Below are 18404 nucleotides of genomic sequence, written 5' to 3' on the forward strand. Positions count from 1 at the left end.
GCATTGATCCGTTGCGCGTGCTCCAGCGATTCGCGAAGCACATCCAGTGGCCTGGCCATCATCTGTTCGGGGTCAACCTTCCAGAACCAGGCCAGGTCATAGGCGACCGAAATCAGGTCGGTGATGGTTCCGACGCCGCACTCATGAAAAAACCTGCAACGGCCCAGCTCAGCGCGTTGAGGTCAGCCAGGTCCAGCTGGTTGACCGACGACGGCGGAATGCCGGCGCACACGGCGATGTATTTGGCCGCCACGTCCATGTCGAGGCTGACCTCTTCGCTCTTGTCGATCTTGTACGGCAGCGCCTTGATCGCTCGCACCTCCTGCACCGTCGGACGGCGCAGGACGAGTTCGGTCAGGGGCTCGCCGTGAGCTTCGATCGCAACTTGAAGCTTCACGGCGCCGCTCATTGCCAGGTCCCCTTGATGCCTTCGAATTTCAGTTCGATGGTGGCGTCATCGCCTTTGGAGACTGGCTCTTCGACCAGGTAGGCACCGGCCAGTACGTAGACTTTGCCGTTGCTGAATTCGCAGGTGACGGTGATATCGGTGCCTTCGATCAGCTTCTTCAGCGGGAAGTCGGCGGTGTGCAGCGCGGTCACCTTGAACGACGGCGCGACGTCGGTTTCCTTGTAGAAACCCGGCACGACGGTTTCGCGTTTGACGGCCATCAGCGGGGCTTCGCAGCCGCCGTTGATAGTCAGTTGTGCACCGTCGACCTTGACGTAGCAGGTGCCTGCAATCAGTTGACCCATGGTGTTACTCCCTTCAAATAAAAAGCCCACGCAAGGTGGGCTGAAATCACAGTGTCAAACGCGCCGATCAGGCGACGTCGTCGTACTGCAGTCGGAACTGGTTGAGCAGTGCGAACACGCGCAGACCGTTGATGTAATCCGGCGGGAACAGCACGTTCACGCGGCTCGGGTCCTGCACGTCGCGCTCGACGATCAGGTGCTCGGCGAACAGCTCGGCGTTTTCCACGTGGCCTTCGAGTTCGAGCTTGGCGTACTGGGCGATCAGCTCACCGCGAATGGTTGCCGGCGTGACGATCGGCTGGCCGGCGCCGAAGCGGGTGCCGTCGGAGGCCAGTTTGTGGCGACCGTATTTGCTGGTGATCACGCTTTGCAGACGACGCACGATGAACGCCGACTGGTGCATGGTTTCGCTGTCCAGGTATGAGTTGTCGGCCTGGCCGTAGGCGTTCTTCTGGTAGGTGGTGATCGAGCGCTGGATGCGCACGTAGCCGCCTTCGTAGTACGCGGTGGCGATGCCGTAGTTGAGCAGCGACTGACGCTCGGTCAGGGTGAAGCGCTCGCTGGCAGGGGCCGGGTCAACACCCGGCAGGCTGCCGCTCTGGGTCGGACGGCTGGCGTCGGCGGAAATGAACACGGCGGTGCGCGCAGTCAATGCGGCGGCTTGCACCCAGACCGGTTGCGGAACGCCCTGCTCCAGCGCCTGAATGGTCACATGCTGGTCGTTGCGCGCCTGACCGGCTGCCACCAGAGTGCCGACGGTGCCGCGCTTGGCGCTGTACACATGACCGAACAGTTGCTTGGCCCACGACCAGCGACCGGTGCTGTCGTCCATCACCGCTTGCCAGGTGTTGAGGGTGGCCAGGTCGGACCATGGCAGAGCGATAAACTCGAAAGGCTCGTCACCCAGCGCAGCAACCGCTGCCACCTGATCCGGCACGCCGACGCCACCGATCATCGGCGTGATCGCGGTGACCAGGCCGGCCGGCGTTTCTTCGCCGTTGCTCTTGCCCAGGCGATTGAATTGCAGACTGATGTCGTTACCGCTGTCGCCAGTCCATTTGGCGTTGAGCGTTACGACACCCTCTGCGACGGTCGCGCTCACCGGCAGATCGGCGGTGGCGTTGACCTTCTGCGCCAGCGAAGTGGCCGCTTGTGCGGCGGTGGCGCCGTTGGCGATAGTGGCCTGTACGCGGACGCCGCCGACATACAGGTTGAGCACGCCAGCCTGGGTCGCGGTGCCGGTCAGGGTCACGACGCCTTTGGCGATGGCGCCGGTAGCGTTGTGCAGCGGCAGGCACCAGATCTCGCCGATCGGGTCAGCCTTGCGGAAGGTTTCGTACATGGACGCGAGCATCGAGCCCTGGCCGCCAATGCTCTTGGCCAGCGCCACGCTGGAAACCAGCACCAGTTTGCCGACTTCGCCCGGAGCGATGTCGTCGTTGACCTGCGCCACGATCAGGCGACGCATGGACGAGGTCGCGCTATTGGCGGCCGAGTTGTCCATTTCGGCATAGAACAGCGGTACACGAATGTCCGCAGGGATGTTGCTGAATCCGATCGCCATTATTTGGCTCCCTTTTGTTTAGCTGTTGCGGTTTTGAGGGTGATATCGCCGTCGGCCAGACGCCGGCGCCACCAGGCGCTGTCCAGCACTTCACGGCCTTCCAGTGGCAGCAGGTCGCCTGCTTCCGGGTCCGGCACGGCACGGCCGGCAGCCGGCACTACGGTGATGCGGTTGCTCATGGGATTACGTCTCCAGAGAAAGTCAGTTCCACGCGCCCGTCAGGGCCCGGGCGTTTCAGGTTGGGGTCGGCCGGGTCGATCGCATCAACCCGCACAGTGGCCCCGGTAAAGGACGACAAACCGTCCAGTTCGCGTTCGTGCCAGCTCTCCGCAGGCTGACTTGGCAGATTGCGGCCCAGCTGGAACTCGGCAAAAAAGCGCAGCCGGTAGAACGCGCGGCTGCTGTTGATCGAGACCGTTTCGCCGCCGTCGTAAACGATGGCGCTGTAGTTGGAATCGGGTTTGAACCCCACCAGCGCACGCCACAGTTCGGCGCGCAGGTCGTGCAACAGATCCAGCGCTTTTGTGGCGTCCGTGGCATCCAGTGCCAGGATGATTTCGAAGCGGTCGCGGATCGGCTGGCTGAGGGAGTTCTGTGCGGTGCTGGCGCTGGCTACGTCAGCCAGCGGTAAAACATGGGCCGAGGGCATCGGCAGATTCGGGTCGCCTTGCAGAAGCACCAGGTCGACACCTGTCGCGATATGGCCGGCAAGGCTTGGGCATTGCGCACGCAGCTGCGTGAGGATCGGGGAGATCTTCATGGGGAGCGTTCCAGGATGTGTGAGTGGCCACAGTGAGGTGTGTGGCGGTGAGATCGGGGGATCAGTCCCTGGCTTTTGCCTCGGGATCCCGGCCGTTTGCTTCGATCAGACAGCGATAGCTTTCCTCGCGCTTGCCGCTGGCCGTGACCTTTTCAATCGACCAGCGCCCGCGCATGAAATCCGGCCAGGTATCGTCGAGCACCAGCAGACCTTCGGCCGCCAGCAACGGATCGCCCGGACAGGTGACCTTCAGCTTGTATTTCTCGCGCAGCATCTTGCGCACTTCGGCCTCGCCGATGGCTTTGGCTTCTTCTTCGCTGGCCAGTCTCTGGCGGATGACCTTGTAGGGTTCGGAACCGGTGACCACTTCGCGCAGTTTGCCGAGTGCACTGTCCCAAAAGGAGGTTTTGCAACCCTGATTCTGGGTTCGGGCGGTTTCTTCCAGCGTGGCGCTGATGAAGGCGTGATCGCCCGGTCGATTGTTATGGGTGACCGACAGCCTGACGTCCGGTATGACCTGTCCCGACAGGTTTTTCAGTTGCGCCGGTTTCGCCAGCACGTAGAGGTCGTTGAACGGCTTGGCCACCGCGTCGTACTTTTTCGCCAGGCGTGTGATGAAGCCCATGTCGGTTTCGTTCGACTGGTCGACATGGGCGATCCTGATCAGCGCCAGCTCGGGGTCGACGCGCGGCGAGAATCCGTGTCTCGAGACCAGCTCGCGAAACAGTCCGCCAAGGGTTGTAGGGCCATGACTGGCCGTGCGCCGTTCCTTGAATCCGGTGTCGTCCTTGCCGCTGAAAGGCGCGGCGGTCGCGACCAGCGTCAGGCGCAGCGGGAACAGCGTCGGCGTCAGTCGGGTCACCTTGAACTGGCCCTTTTCCACCAGTCCGGTCTCCAGATAACCCACCCGCAGGCCGATGGTTCCGCCCAGGCTCGGCAAGCCTTCGAGGCCTTCCAAGTCGAGCACCAGCGTCAGTTGATCGGACTCCATGCCGGCGGCATCGATGTGTTCCCAACTGATCAGGCGCTGGTTCAGCAGGTCCTTGTGGGCGCCGTAGATTTCGATCGCCGGCGTAAATCCCTGTGCCATGCAGCCTCCTTAATCCCAAGCCAGAACCGGTTTGATTGCAGCCGGTTTCGAGTCGAGCTCCGGCAGCGTCACCCAGACACCTGCCGGCAGTATCGGGCCGTGCTCGGCCAGGGTCGGGCTGAGTGTCCACAGGGCTTCTTCGGCGCTGTCATCGCTGCGACCGGTTTCGCGGTACAGCAAAAGATTCACCGAGTCACCGGCCACGCTTCGTACCTTACGCATTGTTGAACTCCGACAATCCGATGACCCACTTGATCACCATCGCGGTGCCGTCATCGATGACCTCGCTCTGGTTTTCGTCGATGCTGTTAATCCGCCACAAACCCCAGTTGCGGCCGATGCCGTCAATCAACGGCAGCGGTACTCGCAACGCTTGCAGCGCACGCAGCTCATCGAGCCGCTCCATCGCCACGGCGTACATCGAGGTGCCGGAGATGGTCAGGGATTCGGGCTTCTGTCCTGTCTGGTGGGATCTGGGTTTGCTGTTGAGAATCTGCAGGTCAGTCCAGCCGCCATCGGACTTTCGCGCCAGCGTGCTGTACGCAAAATCCCGGGACAGTCCGAAGATGAAACTGCCCAGTGCCATTTGTTGTTTCATGTGGCGACTCCATCGGTCAGGGCTGCGTCACGTCGTGTGGCGAGCGGATTGGTCGGCATGATCTGGCCCAACTGGCTCATCGTTGTCTGCACCACCAGATTGGCCAGTGCCTGGGCGCTGCCCTGATCCTGACCGTTGATGTGGATGGTGGAGTTGAACGTGACAGGCTGGCTCGCGGCTGTAGAGGCTGTGGTGGCAAGCGCCGCGGGGATCGTGGAGGTCGCCGAGGTCGCGATCAGGTCTTTACTGACCTGTGCAGGAGTGCCGAGACGATCGACTTGTTTCCCTAGCTTGTCGCCCAGGGAATCACCGATGGCCCCGCCCGTCATGCTCCCCAGCCAGCCGCCGACCATGGTGCCCACACCCGGCAGAATCAACGTACCCAGTGCAGCACCGACAGCGGCACCGGCAGACGACCCCGCTAACGATGCACCCGACGACACGACGGCACGCTTATCGCCCTTCATGACGCCGGTGACCATTTCGTATCCGGCGCTGAGCAACCGCAGCGGCGGTGCCCGTCTGGCAAGCAGTCTGCCTGCCCTGGCGTAAGAACCGGACAGTGGAGCGGCCGGTGCAGAACTGACGGCTGATGAGCCTGCAAATGCCGTCATGGTTCCCGGTATGGGCGTGCCGGACATGAGGGGCAAAACGGGTCGAGTCGGCGGCGCGAGCGGTGCCGACGGTGCACTGATCCGTGGTGCCCGAGGGGTCACCCGACCGATTTTTTCACGTCCGACTCGAGCCCTGATGCTTGACTGGCGAGGCTTGAGCTTGCCGCCTGTCCCGCCACCCAGCGGTTTGCAGCAGCAACAGTCATGGCCCGCGCTATTTCCGGCGGACGTTTTCTTCGCTTTCGGGTCTTCAATATCGGCAATCAGACCGCCAAGACCGAACGGCAATTTTGAAGCGACGCCCTTGAGCAGTTTGTCGGTGAAATTGCCGAATGCCTTGGCCATCACCGCGACTACGATGGCCGACAGTCCAGCGCCCGCAAGGGCCAATGCCGTCGAGGTCTTGGGATGGGCTTCAGCCATATCGGCCACGCCATTGGTCATATTCGTCAGCGAGTCCAGCGTGCCGGTCGCATCCGGCGCCAACGCCGTGATCAGACGATTGAGACTGGCATCGAACGCGTTCCAGCTTCGCTGCGGGTCTTTGCCCGCAGGCTCGGCGCTGCATTCAATCGCGCCGCTGTAAGCCGGTGTCAGTGGATCATTGGGCTTGAGCAATGAAATCGGCGTCTGTGCTTCACCGGGCTTGCCCATCCATTGACGCACGCCTCCTTCACCCTTGAATGGCGATGCGAGGCTGCTCTGGGCCGCTTGCGAGGACACAAGCGTCGACGTTCCTTCCAGTCTGGCCGGAGCGACCAGCGCAAATGCTTTTTGCAGGTCTTCAGGTTTCGCCAGCAGTTTGCGTACACCGTCGTCGCCACTGAAAAGTGTCTTGACCAGCGCCGCTTGCTGCTCTGCCGGTTGTTGCTTCAATGTCGCCAACGCTTTGACAAGGTTGTCCGCTACGTTTTCGGTCAGCTTGCCGGGATCAAGCCCCAACGCCTTCCACGCCGACTGCTCGGCCGCCGAGCCTTGGGTGCCTTTGCCCAGGGCTGCGCTGATGCTTTTCACCGCTGCCCCGGCCCCGGCCTTGTCGACGTCAGCGTTGAGCAACGCGGCTGACAGCGCCGCCAACTGCTCGGGCAGAATCCCCGCTGCAACGGCCGACTCGCCGGATTGCTGCACGACCGAACCGATATCGGCAGCCGTCGCATTCAGTCCGCTGTTGCCCAGTTGCTGAGTCGCATCGGCCAGCAGTTGACCTTGAGCGCGATCCAGTTTCATCGAAACTTGCCAGGCCGACAGCATTTCACCGGCCGACTTCAGGCTGATGCCGAACGCCGACGCATTGACCGCTGCATCCTGGGCAAAGTCCAGCAGCACTTGTTCCTTGTCGGCGCCCTTGAGACCGGCGCCAATCCCGGATCTGCCAGCCGCGACCTCGACCTGCACCAGATCCACGACCGTCGCCCCACTGCCGGCAACCCGTTTGTCGGTGGCCAGTTTGAGGTTGGCTTTCGACAGCGTGTCGAGGTCGCCACTCAGGCCTTGAACCTGCTTGAGCTGGGCCATGGCGGTTTCCAGGGCCATGTCCGATTGCAGGTAGGCCGGCGGCGAGCGTTGTTCAATCTCAGCCTTGAGCTTTGACTTGCTCTCGCCGCCTGCCGCCGGCGCGGCAGTTACAACTGGCACCTTGAACGATGCCATGGCCGTGTTCAGCCCCAGGACAACGGCGCCGAGTTTGATCTGTTCACGCACCAGACTGCGGATGTCCAGGCTGGCCGTGAGCAGCGCCTCTTTCAGTTCGGACAGTGGTTTGATCAGGCTGTCCGTGGCCGATCCCCCTGCCGACAAACCGGAACCTGCGCCGCCGGTTTGCGCGGCGTACATCAGCGAAAACGATGTGTCTGCCATGCCGCTCTACTCCTGTTTCACGCCAAGGCGAGTGATCGCTATGTCGTAGCGGCGCAACGCCTTTTCGGCGTCCCACTCCAGAATTTCCGCCTCACTTACCGGGTAAATGAGCGGCACGATATCGAGGATTACTTCGATGTCGCGTTCTGAAAGAAGGCCGCCGGCTGGTTTAAAAAATCGTCGATGCGCACCTGCAATTGCGTCCAGTCCGGCACGCTCAACAGGGCCAGATCGGGGATCATCAGGCCGGTGCAATGGGCGGTGATGAACTCGGCGCGTTCCTTGGCCGTTTTCAGTTTCTTCATCACTTTGGTGGCCCGCAGCGCCGGCATTTCCAGACTCAGCGAAGTCACGGTGCGGCCGGTGACGGCGAGCGGCAACAGCAGTTGCACCTGATCGGGATCATCGGACTGTTCCGCGTCTTCGACCTGGTCGAGAAAGAACGACGCCGGACGGGTCGAGAATTCGTGCACGTACTGCGCGATGGTCACGTAGTCCGGGCGCTTGAGCTGGTCGAGTTCCTTGACCGACAAGCCGGTGGCCAGCAGCGCCAGTTCGAAGAACTGGTCGTCTTCATCGTCGCCTGCGCGTTCCAGCGCTTCTTTCTGGGCGGCGTAGAACAGCGGCTTGAGCTGGATCGATTCGATCTGCGAGCCGTCGTCACCGGTGATCGGCGACAGCAGGTCATGCTTGGGTGGCATCCACGACATGAAAGGAATTCCTTGGGTGTTCTTGAAGATTCCTGTGGGCATGAACGCCCACAGGTTTTGTGCCTGATCTGCCGAAAGGCTTACGGCATCAGTACCGCACGACGGGCATCACCGAGGATGTCGACGCCGTTGAGGACGAACTTCTGGGTACGCACGTCGATGTCGATCACCGGCACGCCGTTTTCCAGGCGGTTGTAGGTGCGGCAGGAAAACTCAAGCGTCGTCAGGGCTTTGCCACCCATTTTGATTGCTTCTTCACCCATGGTTTTGAGCTTGCCGCCAATGGTGTGATAGGTGAACCAGGTGTTGCCGTCCTGATCCTGACCGGCTTCACGCACGTTCAGCAGAATGTCGTCGCCCAGTTTCACTCCCATCGCCAGCAGCACTTCAGCGCCGGTGCCTTGCAGCTTGAGCGTGGCATTCAGCGCCTTGGCGCTCTTGGCCATTTCCTCGACGATGAAGCGACCGCCCGTCATGCTTTCCATGTCGAAATCGATTTTCGGCGGAGTGAATTCCTCCACGGTCGCCGACAGCGGCAGGCCTTGCAGGGTGGCCGCGATGGCCTGTCTTACGCGGTTGGTAAACATTAGAGAACGTCCTCCAGGAACTGCTCGATGATTTCATCGCGGGCGTTGAGTTGATAAACCATGTGTTCGTTCGGCGCGTAGCGGCCGTAGTCGATGACCACGTACCAGGTGCCGTTCTTGTACTTCTCGACGCTGTTGAGTTCCGGGTGCAGATACACGCTGCCGCCGGGAATGGTTTCGTCGGCGACCAGGGTTTGCAGCCAGTCGTTGATGCGTTTGACTTCCTGATCCATGAACGACTTGGTCAGGTTCTTGGCCATGGCTTTCTGGCCGGCTTTCACCAGCTTGCGGCTGATGGCGTCTTCGAGACCGACGTAGCTGATGAACTTGCCGGTGATCGAGCGGTTGCCCAGCAGCGAGAAGCCGCCAAGGATGGTGCGGGCGTAGTAGCTGACGCCGTAGCGGTTGAGCAGATCGCCTTCGGTGGAGGTGTCGAGGATGTTGTATTCCACGACCCGCGACACGTCTTCGGCGTAGGTCACCTGGTTGCCCGCGCTCTCCCATTGCTTGACCTTGGCCAGCGCGGCAATCGCCAGACTGGATGGCGCGAGGAACACGTTTTTCTTCGCGGCTTTCGAGTACACGGCCGGCATGTTGTGCACCACCAGGCAACGGTCGAAACCCAGATCCGCACCGCCCAGTTCCTGGCTGTACAGCACTTGGTCGGCGACCGAGACGTCCTTGCCATCCAGCACCACACGGGCCTTGATGCGCTTGCCGAACGAGGCGAACTCGCTGGCCACAGCCTTGGTGCCGGTGAAACCCGGCGCGCCGATGATGGTCAGGTCTTCCGGGACGCTTCCCAATGCGGCCAGACCAAGCTTGCGGCCGGTGGCCGGTTCAACACCGCCGATCACGGCGTTGACGGTATCGGCCGGGGTCGCGCCCGCTTCGACGATCACTACATATACCGGCACCTTGACCACTTTGAGGATCTGGTAAACGGCGTGGTACAGGGTGCCCTCTTCCGAGCCAGTCGGATCGAGCAGCGCGTGGGTGGTGAAGCTGTTGATGCGAAACGGTGCGTTGCGCGGAATCAGCGGATCGGCTTTCGGCGCGGTGCCGACCAGACCGATGACGTTGTCGCCCAGGCCACCCATGGCCTCGGGGGATTCGGTGGCATTGACGGTAATGCCGTTGTGCTCGAAGTTCAGAACCTCAGCCATAGTCAGTCAGCCTTCTTGGCAGCGGCCTTCACGGCCTTGGTGGTAGGTGTTTTCAGCTCCAGTCGACCGGCGCTGTGCAATGCGCTGGCTTCGACGTCGAGCAGATCGAGTTCCTGGCCGACGCTCGACCAGTGCCCACCGCCGGTGGGGAATGGGACGAGCACGGTGTAGGTTTGGCGGGTTGCCATTTTTCGTTTCTCCATAAACGGGAAAGCCCCTCGTTGGGAGGGGCTTGGCGGGTGTTGAATGAATTGGGCGTCAAAGAAAACGCCCCGGGGTGCGGGGCGTTTATCAGGTTTGGTCAGTTAGCCAGTCAGGTGCTACCGGGCGATGTTCAAGCGTTGGAAAGAGCGCGCCTTGAGGCCAAGTACGCAACTCCTGGCGATAGGCTTGGAGTTCTGCATATCGCTCAGCGGTGAACGTAGTTGCTCCGCCGGCCTCCAGTTCGTCGCGCTGGCGTGCAACGACTCCATCGGTCTTTAACAATTGTGCATTACGCCATACTCGCTCAAGCTCAGCCAATTGTTCAGCTTGAAGGGGTGGCCGTTCAATCAACGCAGGAGGATATGTATCAAAACTGATACTCAGAAACTGTGACTGACCGTTCAAAAGCTCAGCATGTAGTTCGCGCGATATTTCGATGGCATCCGACGGCAGATCGCCACCCAAATCAGAATCGTGAAAAAGACCGGTTTCCTTGCTGCAATAAATCATGTTTCACCTCTTTAAATTCCGAACGCAAGTACTCGAACTGCCGATGAACTGAATGCGTAGTTCGACTGCAAAATCACCTGCCCTCGACCATTTGCCATACCCGCAACAACCGGCGCTCCATCAGGGGCATAAATTGTGCTGTCGGTGAGCGATACCGTGCAGCCAAAGTTCATGTTCGGGAAAGCAGTCGGCAAATTAAAAGGTGTTGAAAGTGCCGCCTTTGAAAAATTTGCTGTCATCCACTGAATGATCAAACCGGAGGGCAGTCGCTGATAGCCGTTCGCTGACAGCAACGCAGAGAACTCATTCGAGTACTTCAGCGAAGAAACTCCTTCCTCAACGACATAATTGTTATCGCCGCAAGTAACGACAAGATTGGAACCGCTCTGAATCGTAATGCTTGTAAGCGTTTTAGCGAGCGCTACGATGGTGTCATTGCCCTGACGATTCAGTGTCACGTCAGCCGCTCCGATGTTGAGAATGTAGAACTTAGTCCCAACAGGGCTGGCTACCAATGGAGGCAATGTCACGGCTCCCGGCCCGGTAATAACGATTCTGCGCCCGGCCATGGCCGGAGTCAGCGAAGCCGGCAGAGTCACGATATTCGTCTGACCGCTGAAATTTCCTGCCGCACGCTGAACGAACTCAGTGGTGGCAAGTGCCTTGCTCGTGTCGAACTGTGGCTGAGTGGTGAATACCGGAGCGCTCATAACACTTGAATAGCGGACAGCGACGCTTCCACCTATCAAACGCCATTGTCCGTTTAACCTGATGAACTCTGCCGTATCCCCCAGACCAAGAACAATTGGCCCAACGACCCCGGTCGACGTATTCAGGGTGTCTCCACCAGCGTTTGCGGAAATCGTTACAGCCCCGGTACCAGCGCTGACTATTGTGATGATCGCAGTTGCGGTAGCGGGAACCGACGAGGTCGGCGGGAGGGTGCAATTGATCGGACCGGCATTCGAAAGACTGACCAGTCCACCAATGTCAGCCAGCGTCACGACGTAACTGGTTCCAACCGACTTGAACGACGAGTATTGCAATCCCTGGCGCCGCACAAACTCCGCGTTGACCAGCAACTGACTACCATCGAATTGCGCCGGTGTCGGACAAGTCGGCACACCCTCAAACGCGGGCGACATCAAACGAGCAAAACCCGCCGTCACGTCCTGGAACGTCAATGGGGTTGTATCAAGTACTATCGGGCCATCTGTTATCAGCTGCCAGATCGTATCAGCGAGGGTTGCCCCTGCTTCCACCGTAACCTCTAGATTAGGCGTTACCTTCGCACTGGTATCGGCATCTTTCGCCCGAATCCAGGCACCGTTTGCCGCAATGTAAATTCCGTTGTCTTTTGCTTGCGTCTGGTTTTTAACGAGCACGCGATCGCCTGAAATGACAGCAACCGCGTCAATCATTTGGGCGCCGCTCAAAACAATATTTGCCTTGGTTGCGACCCGTACCGACTGTTTTTTGTCGAGCTTAGCCAGTTCATCCGCCACGTAACCAGCCACCCACGCCCGAGTGGCCTTGACCACCGTGTCATCGATCAGCAGCGTCACCAGCGAGGCATTGCTGGTCTCGAAAATCGAGCGGATGTAGAACTCTTTGCCCGAGCCCGAGGTGGCCAATACCGGCTTGAACGACTCCGGGTATTTGACGATGGCGTAGAGAATGCCGGTGTCGGTCCACAGCCCGGCTTCACGCACATACCAGCCGCCGACGTCCGGCGGGATGGTGACTTCGGCGAGCAGCCAGCTCGGATTCTTCTCGTCCTGGAACAGCGCATTGAGCGGACCGCGCCAGACTTCGCGTTTAAGCGCAGTAGCCGTCGCGGCCGGGTTGTAGACCGCGCCGCCGCCGTCGCCGACGGAAATCTGCGTCAGCTTGATCGGTACGCCCGCCGCCTTGCAGGCAGTTTCGTAGGCAATCCCTGCGTTGGTGAGCAGGGTGTAATAGTCAGCCATTCAGGCCCCCTGAGGATAAATAGTGGATGTTTCGACGGTGTACATGCCTGCGCCCAAGAACGCCTCTCCCGAGGTTTCGAGCCCTTCAATGAACACCGGATAGACCGTGGTCAACTCACCGCAGAAGGTCGCAGCGCCAATGACGTGATTGCCAAAGGCGCTGAGGCCGACCGACACCGACAGCACGTCCCGCTCGCTCTTGGCATCGGCCAGGCGTCGGTCGAGACGGGCGTCGATGGCTTCGCTGTAGGGTTGTTCGGTGAAGGCCCGCACGGAAAAGCTGTAAGGCTCGCCGGGCGGTGTCTGTTCGTACCAGGCGCGGATTTCCGGCCTGAGCTGCAAACCCTTGGCGGCGTTCTCCAGTGCCTTGCGAGTGCCGGCCTGGCGCGCGGTGGGCCAGGCCAGTTCGACGGTCAGGCGCTTTTCCGCTTCCGGTGCGTCGGTGCTCCATTCGGCAACACCACGATCTGCCGCGAGATACGGCAGGAAGGCGACGGGAGTTGAAGCCGGATTCATCAGTTCGGGAAACGGCGGCGCGACGCGATCAAGTAGTGCGCCGAAGCCGATGTCGAGGGCCCGTTCCAGCGCCGAGCTGTTGGCTGGCAGCAGGGTCGGACGCGGTGTCTGATCGGTCATAGCGTCTGCACCTCGACTTCGACCGCCGTGCAGTACGGCGCTTGAAATGCGCTGCAGACGATGGGCGTCAGCGGTTCAAGAATCTGCAATTGCACGGCGCCGGCGCTGTGCAGCGTGTAGTCGATCCAGCTCGGATCGACCCGGCCCTCCAGGCGATGGCAGCTGTCGGCGTAGGCCTGCAGGTGTTGCTGCGCGGCGACCTTGGTCAGGCCCGAATCCGGACCGGAATTGATCTTCGCCACGACGCGGATTTTGTAGCGCTGAATCTCTGCGCCTTTGACCGTGACCTTGTCGGTTTCCGGACAGACGTCGGGCCGGGAAAAGTGTTGGCGCACGCCTTCAAGCAAGGTCGGGGACGGCGTACCGTCGCCCTCGCGGGCAAGCACGGTGACTTGCACTTCGCCAGGCGCCGTGCGGCGACCGTTGCCGTCCTTGACCTGCGCGGCGAGTCCGTCCCGGGCGAAGGTATAAGTGACGTTCACGACACCGGCATCGGTGGATTCGACTTTTACCGTCGGACGTTCGCCCAAGGTGAACACCTCGCGGCGGTATTGCATCCGCGAACCCGCCGCCGGAGCGTGGGGCGCCAGGTAATAACGCAGCCGCGCGTCGTCGTCGCTTTCGTAAATCGCTGGCACTGGCGGGAACGCCGCCGGATCGCCCGGGTCGAGCAACTGCCGCTCCAGGCCCATGTCAGCCAACCGCGCATCAAGGTTGCTGCCCGTTGCCCACCACGCCAGCATCTGCTTGATCCGGGCGTTGTATTTGCGTTCATGGGTTTGCAACCGAACGCAGAAAGCCTCAAGCGCCAGTGTCAGCAGTTCGCTTTCGTTCTCCAGGCTGGCCTTGAGTTTGGCCGCGCTCTGCGGCGAACGCGCGCCGACATACTCGACGACGAACGTCTTGAACTCGGCGAGCAAGTCTTCGAAAACGTCGACGGTGATCAGCGACGGTTCGGCCAACTGGTTCTGGCCAGGGATCAACATGCTCATGTCACGACCTCGAAAGTCTGTTGGCGGTTTTTCCAGGTGCCGGCAAATCGCAACAGCAAACCCGCGCCCTGTCGGGTGGCGACGATCACGCCGGGCTGAAAATCGCTGATGCCGTTTTGCGGGTTGTAGAACGCTTGAGCTGCGTGGCTCTGGGCGAGCAACAGGATGTCGTCGCCCAGGTTTTGCCCTAGCAGCGTGGGTATCAACGAACCATAAAGGGGCCTTTTTTGCCGGGTGCCCAGCGGCGTGGTCAGGGCTCGTGTCGCGCGCTGCACGAATTGCAGCCAGTCGTCGACCGTGGCCCCGCTGTCTCTATCGATTCCGATCATGGGAGGCTCTTGATTCAGGGGCTGATGACGCGACCCTGGTGATCCACCAGCGGGCCACTGAAGTGCACGCCAGAGGCGTCGATGGTCAGCCCGACAGCACCCAGTTGCAGGTTGATCAACTGGGGCGTCATCGCCAGCCGCGCCGGGCCGATGCTCAGCTCAAGCGATTCGCGAGAACCGTTGAAAGCTGCCGGACCGTTTTGCCAGTGCAGGGTGTGCGTGGCGTCGTCGTAGCCGCTTTCGCTGCCGTCCTGATGGACGCGACGAGTCAACGTCGGCACCGTCGAGGTAGGCGGAAAGCGGTCGCTGTTCAGGCCGAACAACGCCACGCTCTGCGCACCGCTTTCGCCACTGCCGTAGTTGAACAGCAGACACTGTTCGCCCTCCGTCGGGATCCGCGACTCGCTCTGCGCGCCGGCGCTGGGGTTGAAGAATTTGATGGCCGGGGTGAGCAAACCACCGTGACTGACCCGGCAGGTGTTGCTCGCGGCATCCACTTCCTGACAGATGCCGATGCGGCAATAACTCTCGGCACGCCGGTGCAGGTCTTCAATCTCCGCTTCCATTTCCGCCAGGCGCTCGATGATCGGTGCCATGTGCATTCGCAGTAATGCGTCGAACATCGATCAGGCCTCCAGCGAGGTGTATTGGTCGGGATCGTCGATGTCGCTGACTTCCCAGGTGCGGGCGAATTTCGGTGTGCCGAGCGGGTCGTCCAGCAGGGTCGGGCCCAGGTAGAGGGTCTGGTTGAACGACAGCGTCCAGGCTTTGTTTGGCTGATCGGCGTGGACGAGCAATGACGGCATTCCATCGATGTTCATCGGCAGATCGCATTGCTCGCCGGGCAAGCCCCAGCGGTTGTCGGTGATCAGGTTCTTCAGCGCGGCGATCAGATCACAGGCGGCAAATGCCGTGGCGGACAGCGCCGGAATGACTTGCAGCGACAGCGTCAGCACATGGGCAATCCGTCCGTTGGCGGCGCGCTCTCCCGATGCATTGCGTTCGATATCGATCAACACCCAGGCCTTGTCGCCGGGGGCCGTGAAGTCATCGTGATTACCGACCTGCACGTTCAGATCGGAGCTGTTGCGCAAGGCTGTCGCCATCGCCGTGAACAACTGCGAAGGCTGCTGGATCGGTGTGGGCATGCTTGACCTCCTTTTTCTGATGTCCACGCGAAGTCCTGCCGCACGGCGTGCAGCGAGACAGGAAAGTGAATGGGTTATTGCGGGTCGCGCGGCGGAACTTCGCAGACGCCGATGCGCTTGGCAGCCCAGCGTTCGTAAAGGCCGATGGCGACGTCGGCACCGGCCATTGCAGTGAGGCAACCAAATGCCCCGGCGGCCCAGATCGACATGCCGGCGGCGTACAGCAGCATGATTGCCGACACGCCGCAGATCATGCAGGCACCGGAGCGCAAGGCAAGCCGCCGCAGCAGCGGCCAGCCGCGGGCGCCCTCCTTGTCGGCGCGCCACATTTCGCCGGACACCCCGCCCGCCACGGCAAGGAGGATGACCAGCCAGATTGGCATGTCCAGCAACGCTTGTTGCTCGTTTGTCATGTCACGCCTCCTGAAAGCGTTGATGAATGAAGAGAAAGTGAAGAGGCGACACCGGACGGGTGTCGCCTCTGATGCGGGGAAGAACAGCGAAAGGTTCCGCGCATTCAGCAGTTACAGGCGCTCGACAATGACGTTGTCGATGAAGGCGTAGTTGGCGTACGGGTTCTGCTCGTTGGAAAACGCCAGAGTTGTCTGCGCGGTAATCGCGGTGAACTCGTAAGTGACGGTGCTCCACTCGACCGCGACGCCTTTGGCTGTCGGTGTGTTGAACGCAGCGGTTTGCCCGGCCACTTTCACCTGAATGACACCGTCGCCGGAGCGGCTGGCGAATCGGGAGTTGCCGGCACTGAAAGTCAGACGGTACTTGGCGCCCGGAGTGGTCGCGAAATTCTGCTGAATCCCGCCACCGTTGCCATAAACGTAGTTGGCCAGGTCGACGATCATCACGCCATCCGCTGCCACAGAACCGCCGATGGCATTGGGCATGTTGAAGTATTCGGCACCGGACAGGAACGTCGTCCAGCCTGTGATGGCATTGGTTTTTGCCGGGGTGTCCAGAATGCAGCCACCACCGCATGTCGATTGTTCAAAGCTGCCGTTCACCAGGAGGTTGGCGGCAATTGCGCTGCCGCCATTGCCCAGCAGTGCAACAGCGAGAAACGGTGCTACGTATTTCTTGAGAATGTTCATGTCTTTACCTATGAGGAGATTGATCAGGTTGTGCTGACGATGCAGCACGCATGTCGCTCACAGGCGATCGCTCGGGGCTCGCGGCCTTCACATGATTCAACGTTCCGCAGCGGGAACATTTGATCTGGAGTTCTGTGTACTCGCCCACCCGGGCGAGCAGTCTTTTGCAATGGCCGCAGCGGCACTCTTTCAACATCGACAAATCCTTTTGATTCTCTGCGTGGCCTTGCTCATGCCGCGAAACCTTGTTGAAGCGCCTGCCTCAGGCAGGCATTCCAGAAAGCCCGGCGCAGGGGCCGGGCTTTTCGGTCATACAGACCAGAACAATCGGGTCGTCGATTCAAACCAGCGAAAAAGGCTCTGTCGGCCAAATCATGGTGTACGGGTAACCCGGTTGATTCCTGTAATCGCACACGGCGATGACGTATTGCTTGTAAGCCAGCAACGCCGCTTCTTCCTCCGGCGTTGCGATGCCCAGATCCTGCTTGTAATCCAGCGGGTTGAACGTCAGCCAACCTTTGGCATTCGATAGCTTCTCAGTGGCGAGGAACTTGACCTGGCTTGCCACCTCTTCGAAAGTGGGCGCATGCAACTCCCACTGGTTGTTGACCAGTCGGGCATTCCATCCGACCACGACTTCCGTGTTTCCTGTGGCATCCACCCACAGCCCCCCCAATCCGTCAGGAAAGCTGACCGGCATCCCTTCGTCGGTATCAACCACCCGATATACCTTGGAATTGGGCATCGTGATGAAAACGTATCGATTCATTCTTATCGTCCTTTTTGATTGCCGGAATCCCGGCATTTCCGTTCCTGCCGGACAGGCAATCCAGAAAGCCCGGCTATACGCCGGGTCATTCAGTCATGCGGTCCTTATGCAGAGTCATGAAACGGTGATTTATGGAACTTCAGGCCAGGTGATTGCCAGCGGGTAACCTAGCTGTTTGTTGACGTTGCTCATATCAACGAAAAACTGCTTGTAAGCCTGCAACCCCGCGATATCGGCAGGCGTCGCCAGACCCAGCTCAACCTTCTGCTCCAGGGCGGTAGCCAGCAGAGTGGCGTTGACTCGATCAAATCGGCGGGAACGTTCGGCGCGCAGCTGCATGGACAACTGCGATGGCTGACCCCACATATCGCTGTCGGTAAAGGTCCAGACGCCATCGGTATTCACCGCGTTCCAGGAGTAGTCGATCTTTGGCAATGCGGTGACATCCACCCAGACTTGACTCGCCGGAAAATCGTCGGTGATCGGGTTGTTGGTTTCGAAGATGTTGTCGACTTTGCCATCCACAACACGCACGTACTTCTTCATGGTCATCATCCTTTTTGATTGCCGGCCTCCCGGCATTTCTGTTTCTGCCCAGAAGGCATTCCAAAAAGCCCGGCAATCCGCCGGGCTTTTCAGTAATGCACTCCTTTGCCTTCCTTCAATCCTGTGTTCGTGAAGGAAGCTGACTTTTCGGCGCTACTGGCGCGGTACGAGTCCATTCAAATTGTTTTTCCGACCGCGGTCCCTGCCCGCCGGATAACTGCTTCTGGTGCTTTACGCTGCACACCCGGGTCAGTTGCCAACCCTCTGAACCGTTGAGGCCGGTTCATCGCTGCCTGTTCTTGTGGAACTAAAGAGCTGTTGTTGCCAGCCGCTTTGTCGAGCGGCTTGGTGGCAAGAATATGCATGGATGCATATACAGTCAATGCGTAAATGCATTTATTTATGCACGAGAAATGCGCGGATGCATGGAAGCCCCGCCAATCAAGGGTTGCCCGGTTTTCTACAGGCGAAAAAAAACCCGCCGAGGCGGGTTTTGTC

25 protein-coding genes are annotated in these 18404 nt (G+C 60.2%); all 25 read right to left on the reverse strand.

Annotated features, from left to right (window positions below):
* Positions 1-112: 112 nt before the first annotated feature.
* On the reverse strand, positions 113-409 hold the full coding sequence (locus EIY71_RS11290) for a phage tail assembly protein (RefSeq protein ID WP_085748142.1): 297 nt from the start codon (positions 407-409) through the stop codon (positions 113-115).
* The gene (locus tag EIY71_RS11295) at positions 406-753 is read right to left on the reverse strand and encodes a phage tail tube protein (protein ID WP_085697365.1); all 348 of its coding nucleotides are present in this window, start codon (positions 751-753) and stop codon (positions 406-408) included. The genes EIY71_RS11290 and EIY71_RS11295 overlap by 4 nt, the downstream gene beginning before the upstream one ends.
* A gap of 67 nt (positions 754-820) precedes the next feature.
* Positions 821-2317: a phage tail sheath subtilisin-like domain-containing protein gene (locus tag EIY71_RS11300; RefSeq protein WP_085748141.1), complete on the reverse strand. Its 1497-nt coding sequence runs from the start codon at positions 2315-2317 to the stop codon at positions 821-823.
* On the reverse strand, positions 2317-2496 hold the full coding sequence (locus EIY71_RS11305; protein WP_007954893.1) for a DUF2635 domain-containing protein: 180 nt from the start codon (positions 2494-2496) through the stop codon (positions 2317-2319). The genes EIY71_RS11300 and EIY71_RS11305 overlap by 1 nt, the downstream gene beginning before the upstream one ends.
* Positions 2493-3077: a hypothetical protein gene (locus EIY71_RS11310; protein WP_085748140.1), complete on the reverse strand. Its 585-nt coding sequence runs from the start codon at positions 3075-3077 to the stop codon at positions 2493-2495. The genes EIY71_RS11305 and EIY71_RS11310 overlap by 4 nt, the downstream gene beginning before the upstream one ends.
* Before the next feature lie 61 nt (positions 3078-3138).
* Positions 3139-4167, reverse strand: coding sequence for a phage tail protein (locus tag EIY71_RS11315; RefSeq protein WP_085748139.1), 1029 nt, complete (start codon positions 4165-4167; stop codon positions 3139-3141).
* A 9-nt stretch (positions 4168-4176) separates the two neighbouring features.
* Positions 4177-4389 (reverse strand): tail protein X, encoded by a 213-nt coding sequence (locus tag EIY71_RS11320; protein ID WP_085748138.1) that lies wholly within the window; start codon positions 4387-4389, stop codon positions 4177-4179.
* Complete coding sequence (locus EIY71_RS11325) at positions 4382-4765, reverse strand: phage tail protein (RefSeq protein ID WP_102686573.1); 384 nt, start codon at positions 4763-4765, stop codon at positions 4382-4384. The genes EIY71_RS11320 and EIY71_RS11325 overlap by 8 nt, the downstream gene beginning before the upstream one ends.
* Complete coding sequence (locus EIY71_RS11330) at positions 4762-7236, reverse strand: phage tail tape measure protein (RefSeq protein WP_134021734.1); 2475 nt, start codon at positions 7234-7236, stop codon at positions 4762-4764. Before EIY71_RS11330 ends, EIY71_RS11325 begins: the two co-directional genes overlap by 4 nt.
* Positions 7237-7364: 128 nt before the next feature.
* Entirely contained in the window at positions 7365-7946 is a 582-nt protein-coding gene (locus EIY71_RS11335) for a phage tail assembly protein (RefSeq protein WP_102686571.1), read from the reverse strand.
* A gap of 80 nt (positions 7947-8026) precedes the next feature.
* The gene (locus tag EIY71_RS11340; RefSeq protein WP_102686570.1) at positions 8027-8533 is read right to left on the reverse strand and encodes a phage major tail tube protein; all 507 of its coding nucleotides are present in this window, start codon (positions 8531-8533) and stop codon (positions 8027-8029) included.
* The gene (locus EIY71_RS11345) at positions 8533-9699 is read right to left on the reverse strand and encodes a phage tail protein (protein WP_102686569.1); all 1167 of its coding nucleotides are present in this window, start codon (positions 9697-9699) and stop codon (positions 8533-8535) included. The genes EIY71_RS11340 and EIY71_RS11345 overlap by 1 nt, the downstream gene beginning before the upstream one ends.
* Positions 9700-9701: 2 nt before the next feature.
* On the reverse strand, positions 9702-9887 hold the full coding sequence (locus EIY71_RS11350; RefSeq protein WP_039771239.1) for a hypothetical protein: 186 nt from the start codon (positions 9885-9887) through the stop codon (positions 9702-9704).
* Between the two features lie 103 nt (positions 9888-9990).
* Positions 9991-10413 carry a phage tail assembly chaperone gene (locus EIY71_RS11355; protein WP_102686568.1) on the reverse strand — a complete coding sequence of 141 codons (423 nt, stop codon included), beginning with the start codon at positions 10411-10413 and terminating at the stop codon, positions 9991-9993.
* A gap of 11 nt (positions 10414-10424) precedes the next feature.
* A complete protein-coding gene (locus tag EIY71_RS11360; protein ID WP_085748133.1) occupies positions 10425-12383 on the reverse strand; it encodes a phage tail protein in 1959 nt (652 codons plus the stop codon).
* A complete protein-coding gene (locus tag EIY71_RS11365) occupies positions 12384-13019 on the reverse strand; it encodes a phage tail protein I (RefSeq protein ID WP_102686567.1) in 636 nt (211 codons plus the stop codon). It abuts the gene before it with no gap.
* Positions 13016-14011 (reverse strand): baseplate J/gp47 family protein, encoded by a 996-nt coding sequence (locus EIY71_RS11370; RefSeq protein ID WP_102686566.1) that lies wholly within the window; start codon positions 14009-14011, stop codon positions 13016-13018. Before EIY71_RS11370 ends, EIY71_RS11365 begins: the two co-directional genes overlap by 4 nt.
* Positions 14008-14340: a phage baseplate protein gene (locus EIY71_RS11375; protein ID WP_085683341.1), complete on the reverse strand. Its 333-nt coding sequence runs from the start codon at positions 14338-14340 to the stop codon at positions 14008-14010. The genes EIY71_RS11370 and EIY71_RS11375 overlap by 4 nt, the downstream gene beginning before the upstream one ends.
* 14 nt (positions 14341-14354) lie before the next feature.
* Entirely contained in the window at positions 14355-14963 is a 609-nt protein-coding gene (locus tag EIY71_RS11380) for a phage baseplate assembly protein V (protein WP_102686565.1), read from the reverse strand.
* Between the two features lie 3 nt (positions 14964-14966).
* Positions 14967-15488 carry a hypothetical protein gene (locus EIY71_RS11385; RefSeq protein ID WP_102686564.1) on the reverse strand — a complete coding sequence of 174 codons (522 nt, stop codon included), beginning with the start codon at positions 15486-15488 and terminating at the stop codon, positions 14967-14969.
* A 74-nt stretch (positions 15489-15562) separates the two neighbouring features.
* Positions 15563-15901, reverse strand: coding sequence for a phage holin family protein (locus EIY71_RS11390; RefSeq protein ID WP_007954843.1), 339 nt, complete (start codon positions 15899-15901; stop codon positions 15563-15565).
* A gap of 111 nt (positions 15902-16012) precedes the next feature.
* A complete protein-coding gene (locus EIY71_RS11395) occupies positions 16013-16591 on the reverse strand; it encodes a DUF642 domain-containing protein (RefSeq protein ID WP_102686563.1) in 579 nt (192 codons plus the stop codon).
* Positions 16592-16595: 4 nt separating this feature from the next.
* Positions 16596-16787 carry a Com family DNA-binding transcriptional regulator gene (locus EIY71_RS11400; RefSeq protein WP_085748127.1) on the reverse strand — a complete coding sequence of 64 codons (192 nt, stop codon included), beginning with the start codon at positions 16785-16787 and terminating at the stop codon, positions 16596-16598.
* Positions 16788-16931: 144 nt separating this feature from the next.
* A complete protein-coding gene (locus EIY71_RS11405; RefSeq protein WP_085748126.1) occupies positions 16932-17360 on the reverse strand; it encodes a tail fiber assembly protein in 429 nt (142 codons plus the stop codon).
* A gap of 129 nt (positions 17361-17489) precedes the next feature.
* The gene (locus tag EIY71_RS11410) at positions 17490-17906 is read right to left on the reverse strand and encodes a tail fiber assembly protein (protein WP_102686562.1); all 417 of its coding nucleotides are present in this window, start codon (positions 17904-17906) and stop codon (positions 17490-17492) included.
* Between the last annotated feature and the right edge of the window lie 498 nt (positions 17907-18404).

Source organism: Pseudomonas sp. CH235, from assembly GCF_004368175.1.
In the GTDB taxonomy this organism is placed as follows: domain Bacteria; phylum Pseudomonadota; class Gammaproteobacteria; order Pseudomonadales; family Pseudomonadaceae; genus Aquipseudomonas; species Aquipseudomonas paraglycinae.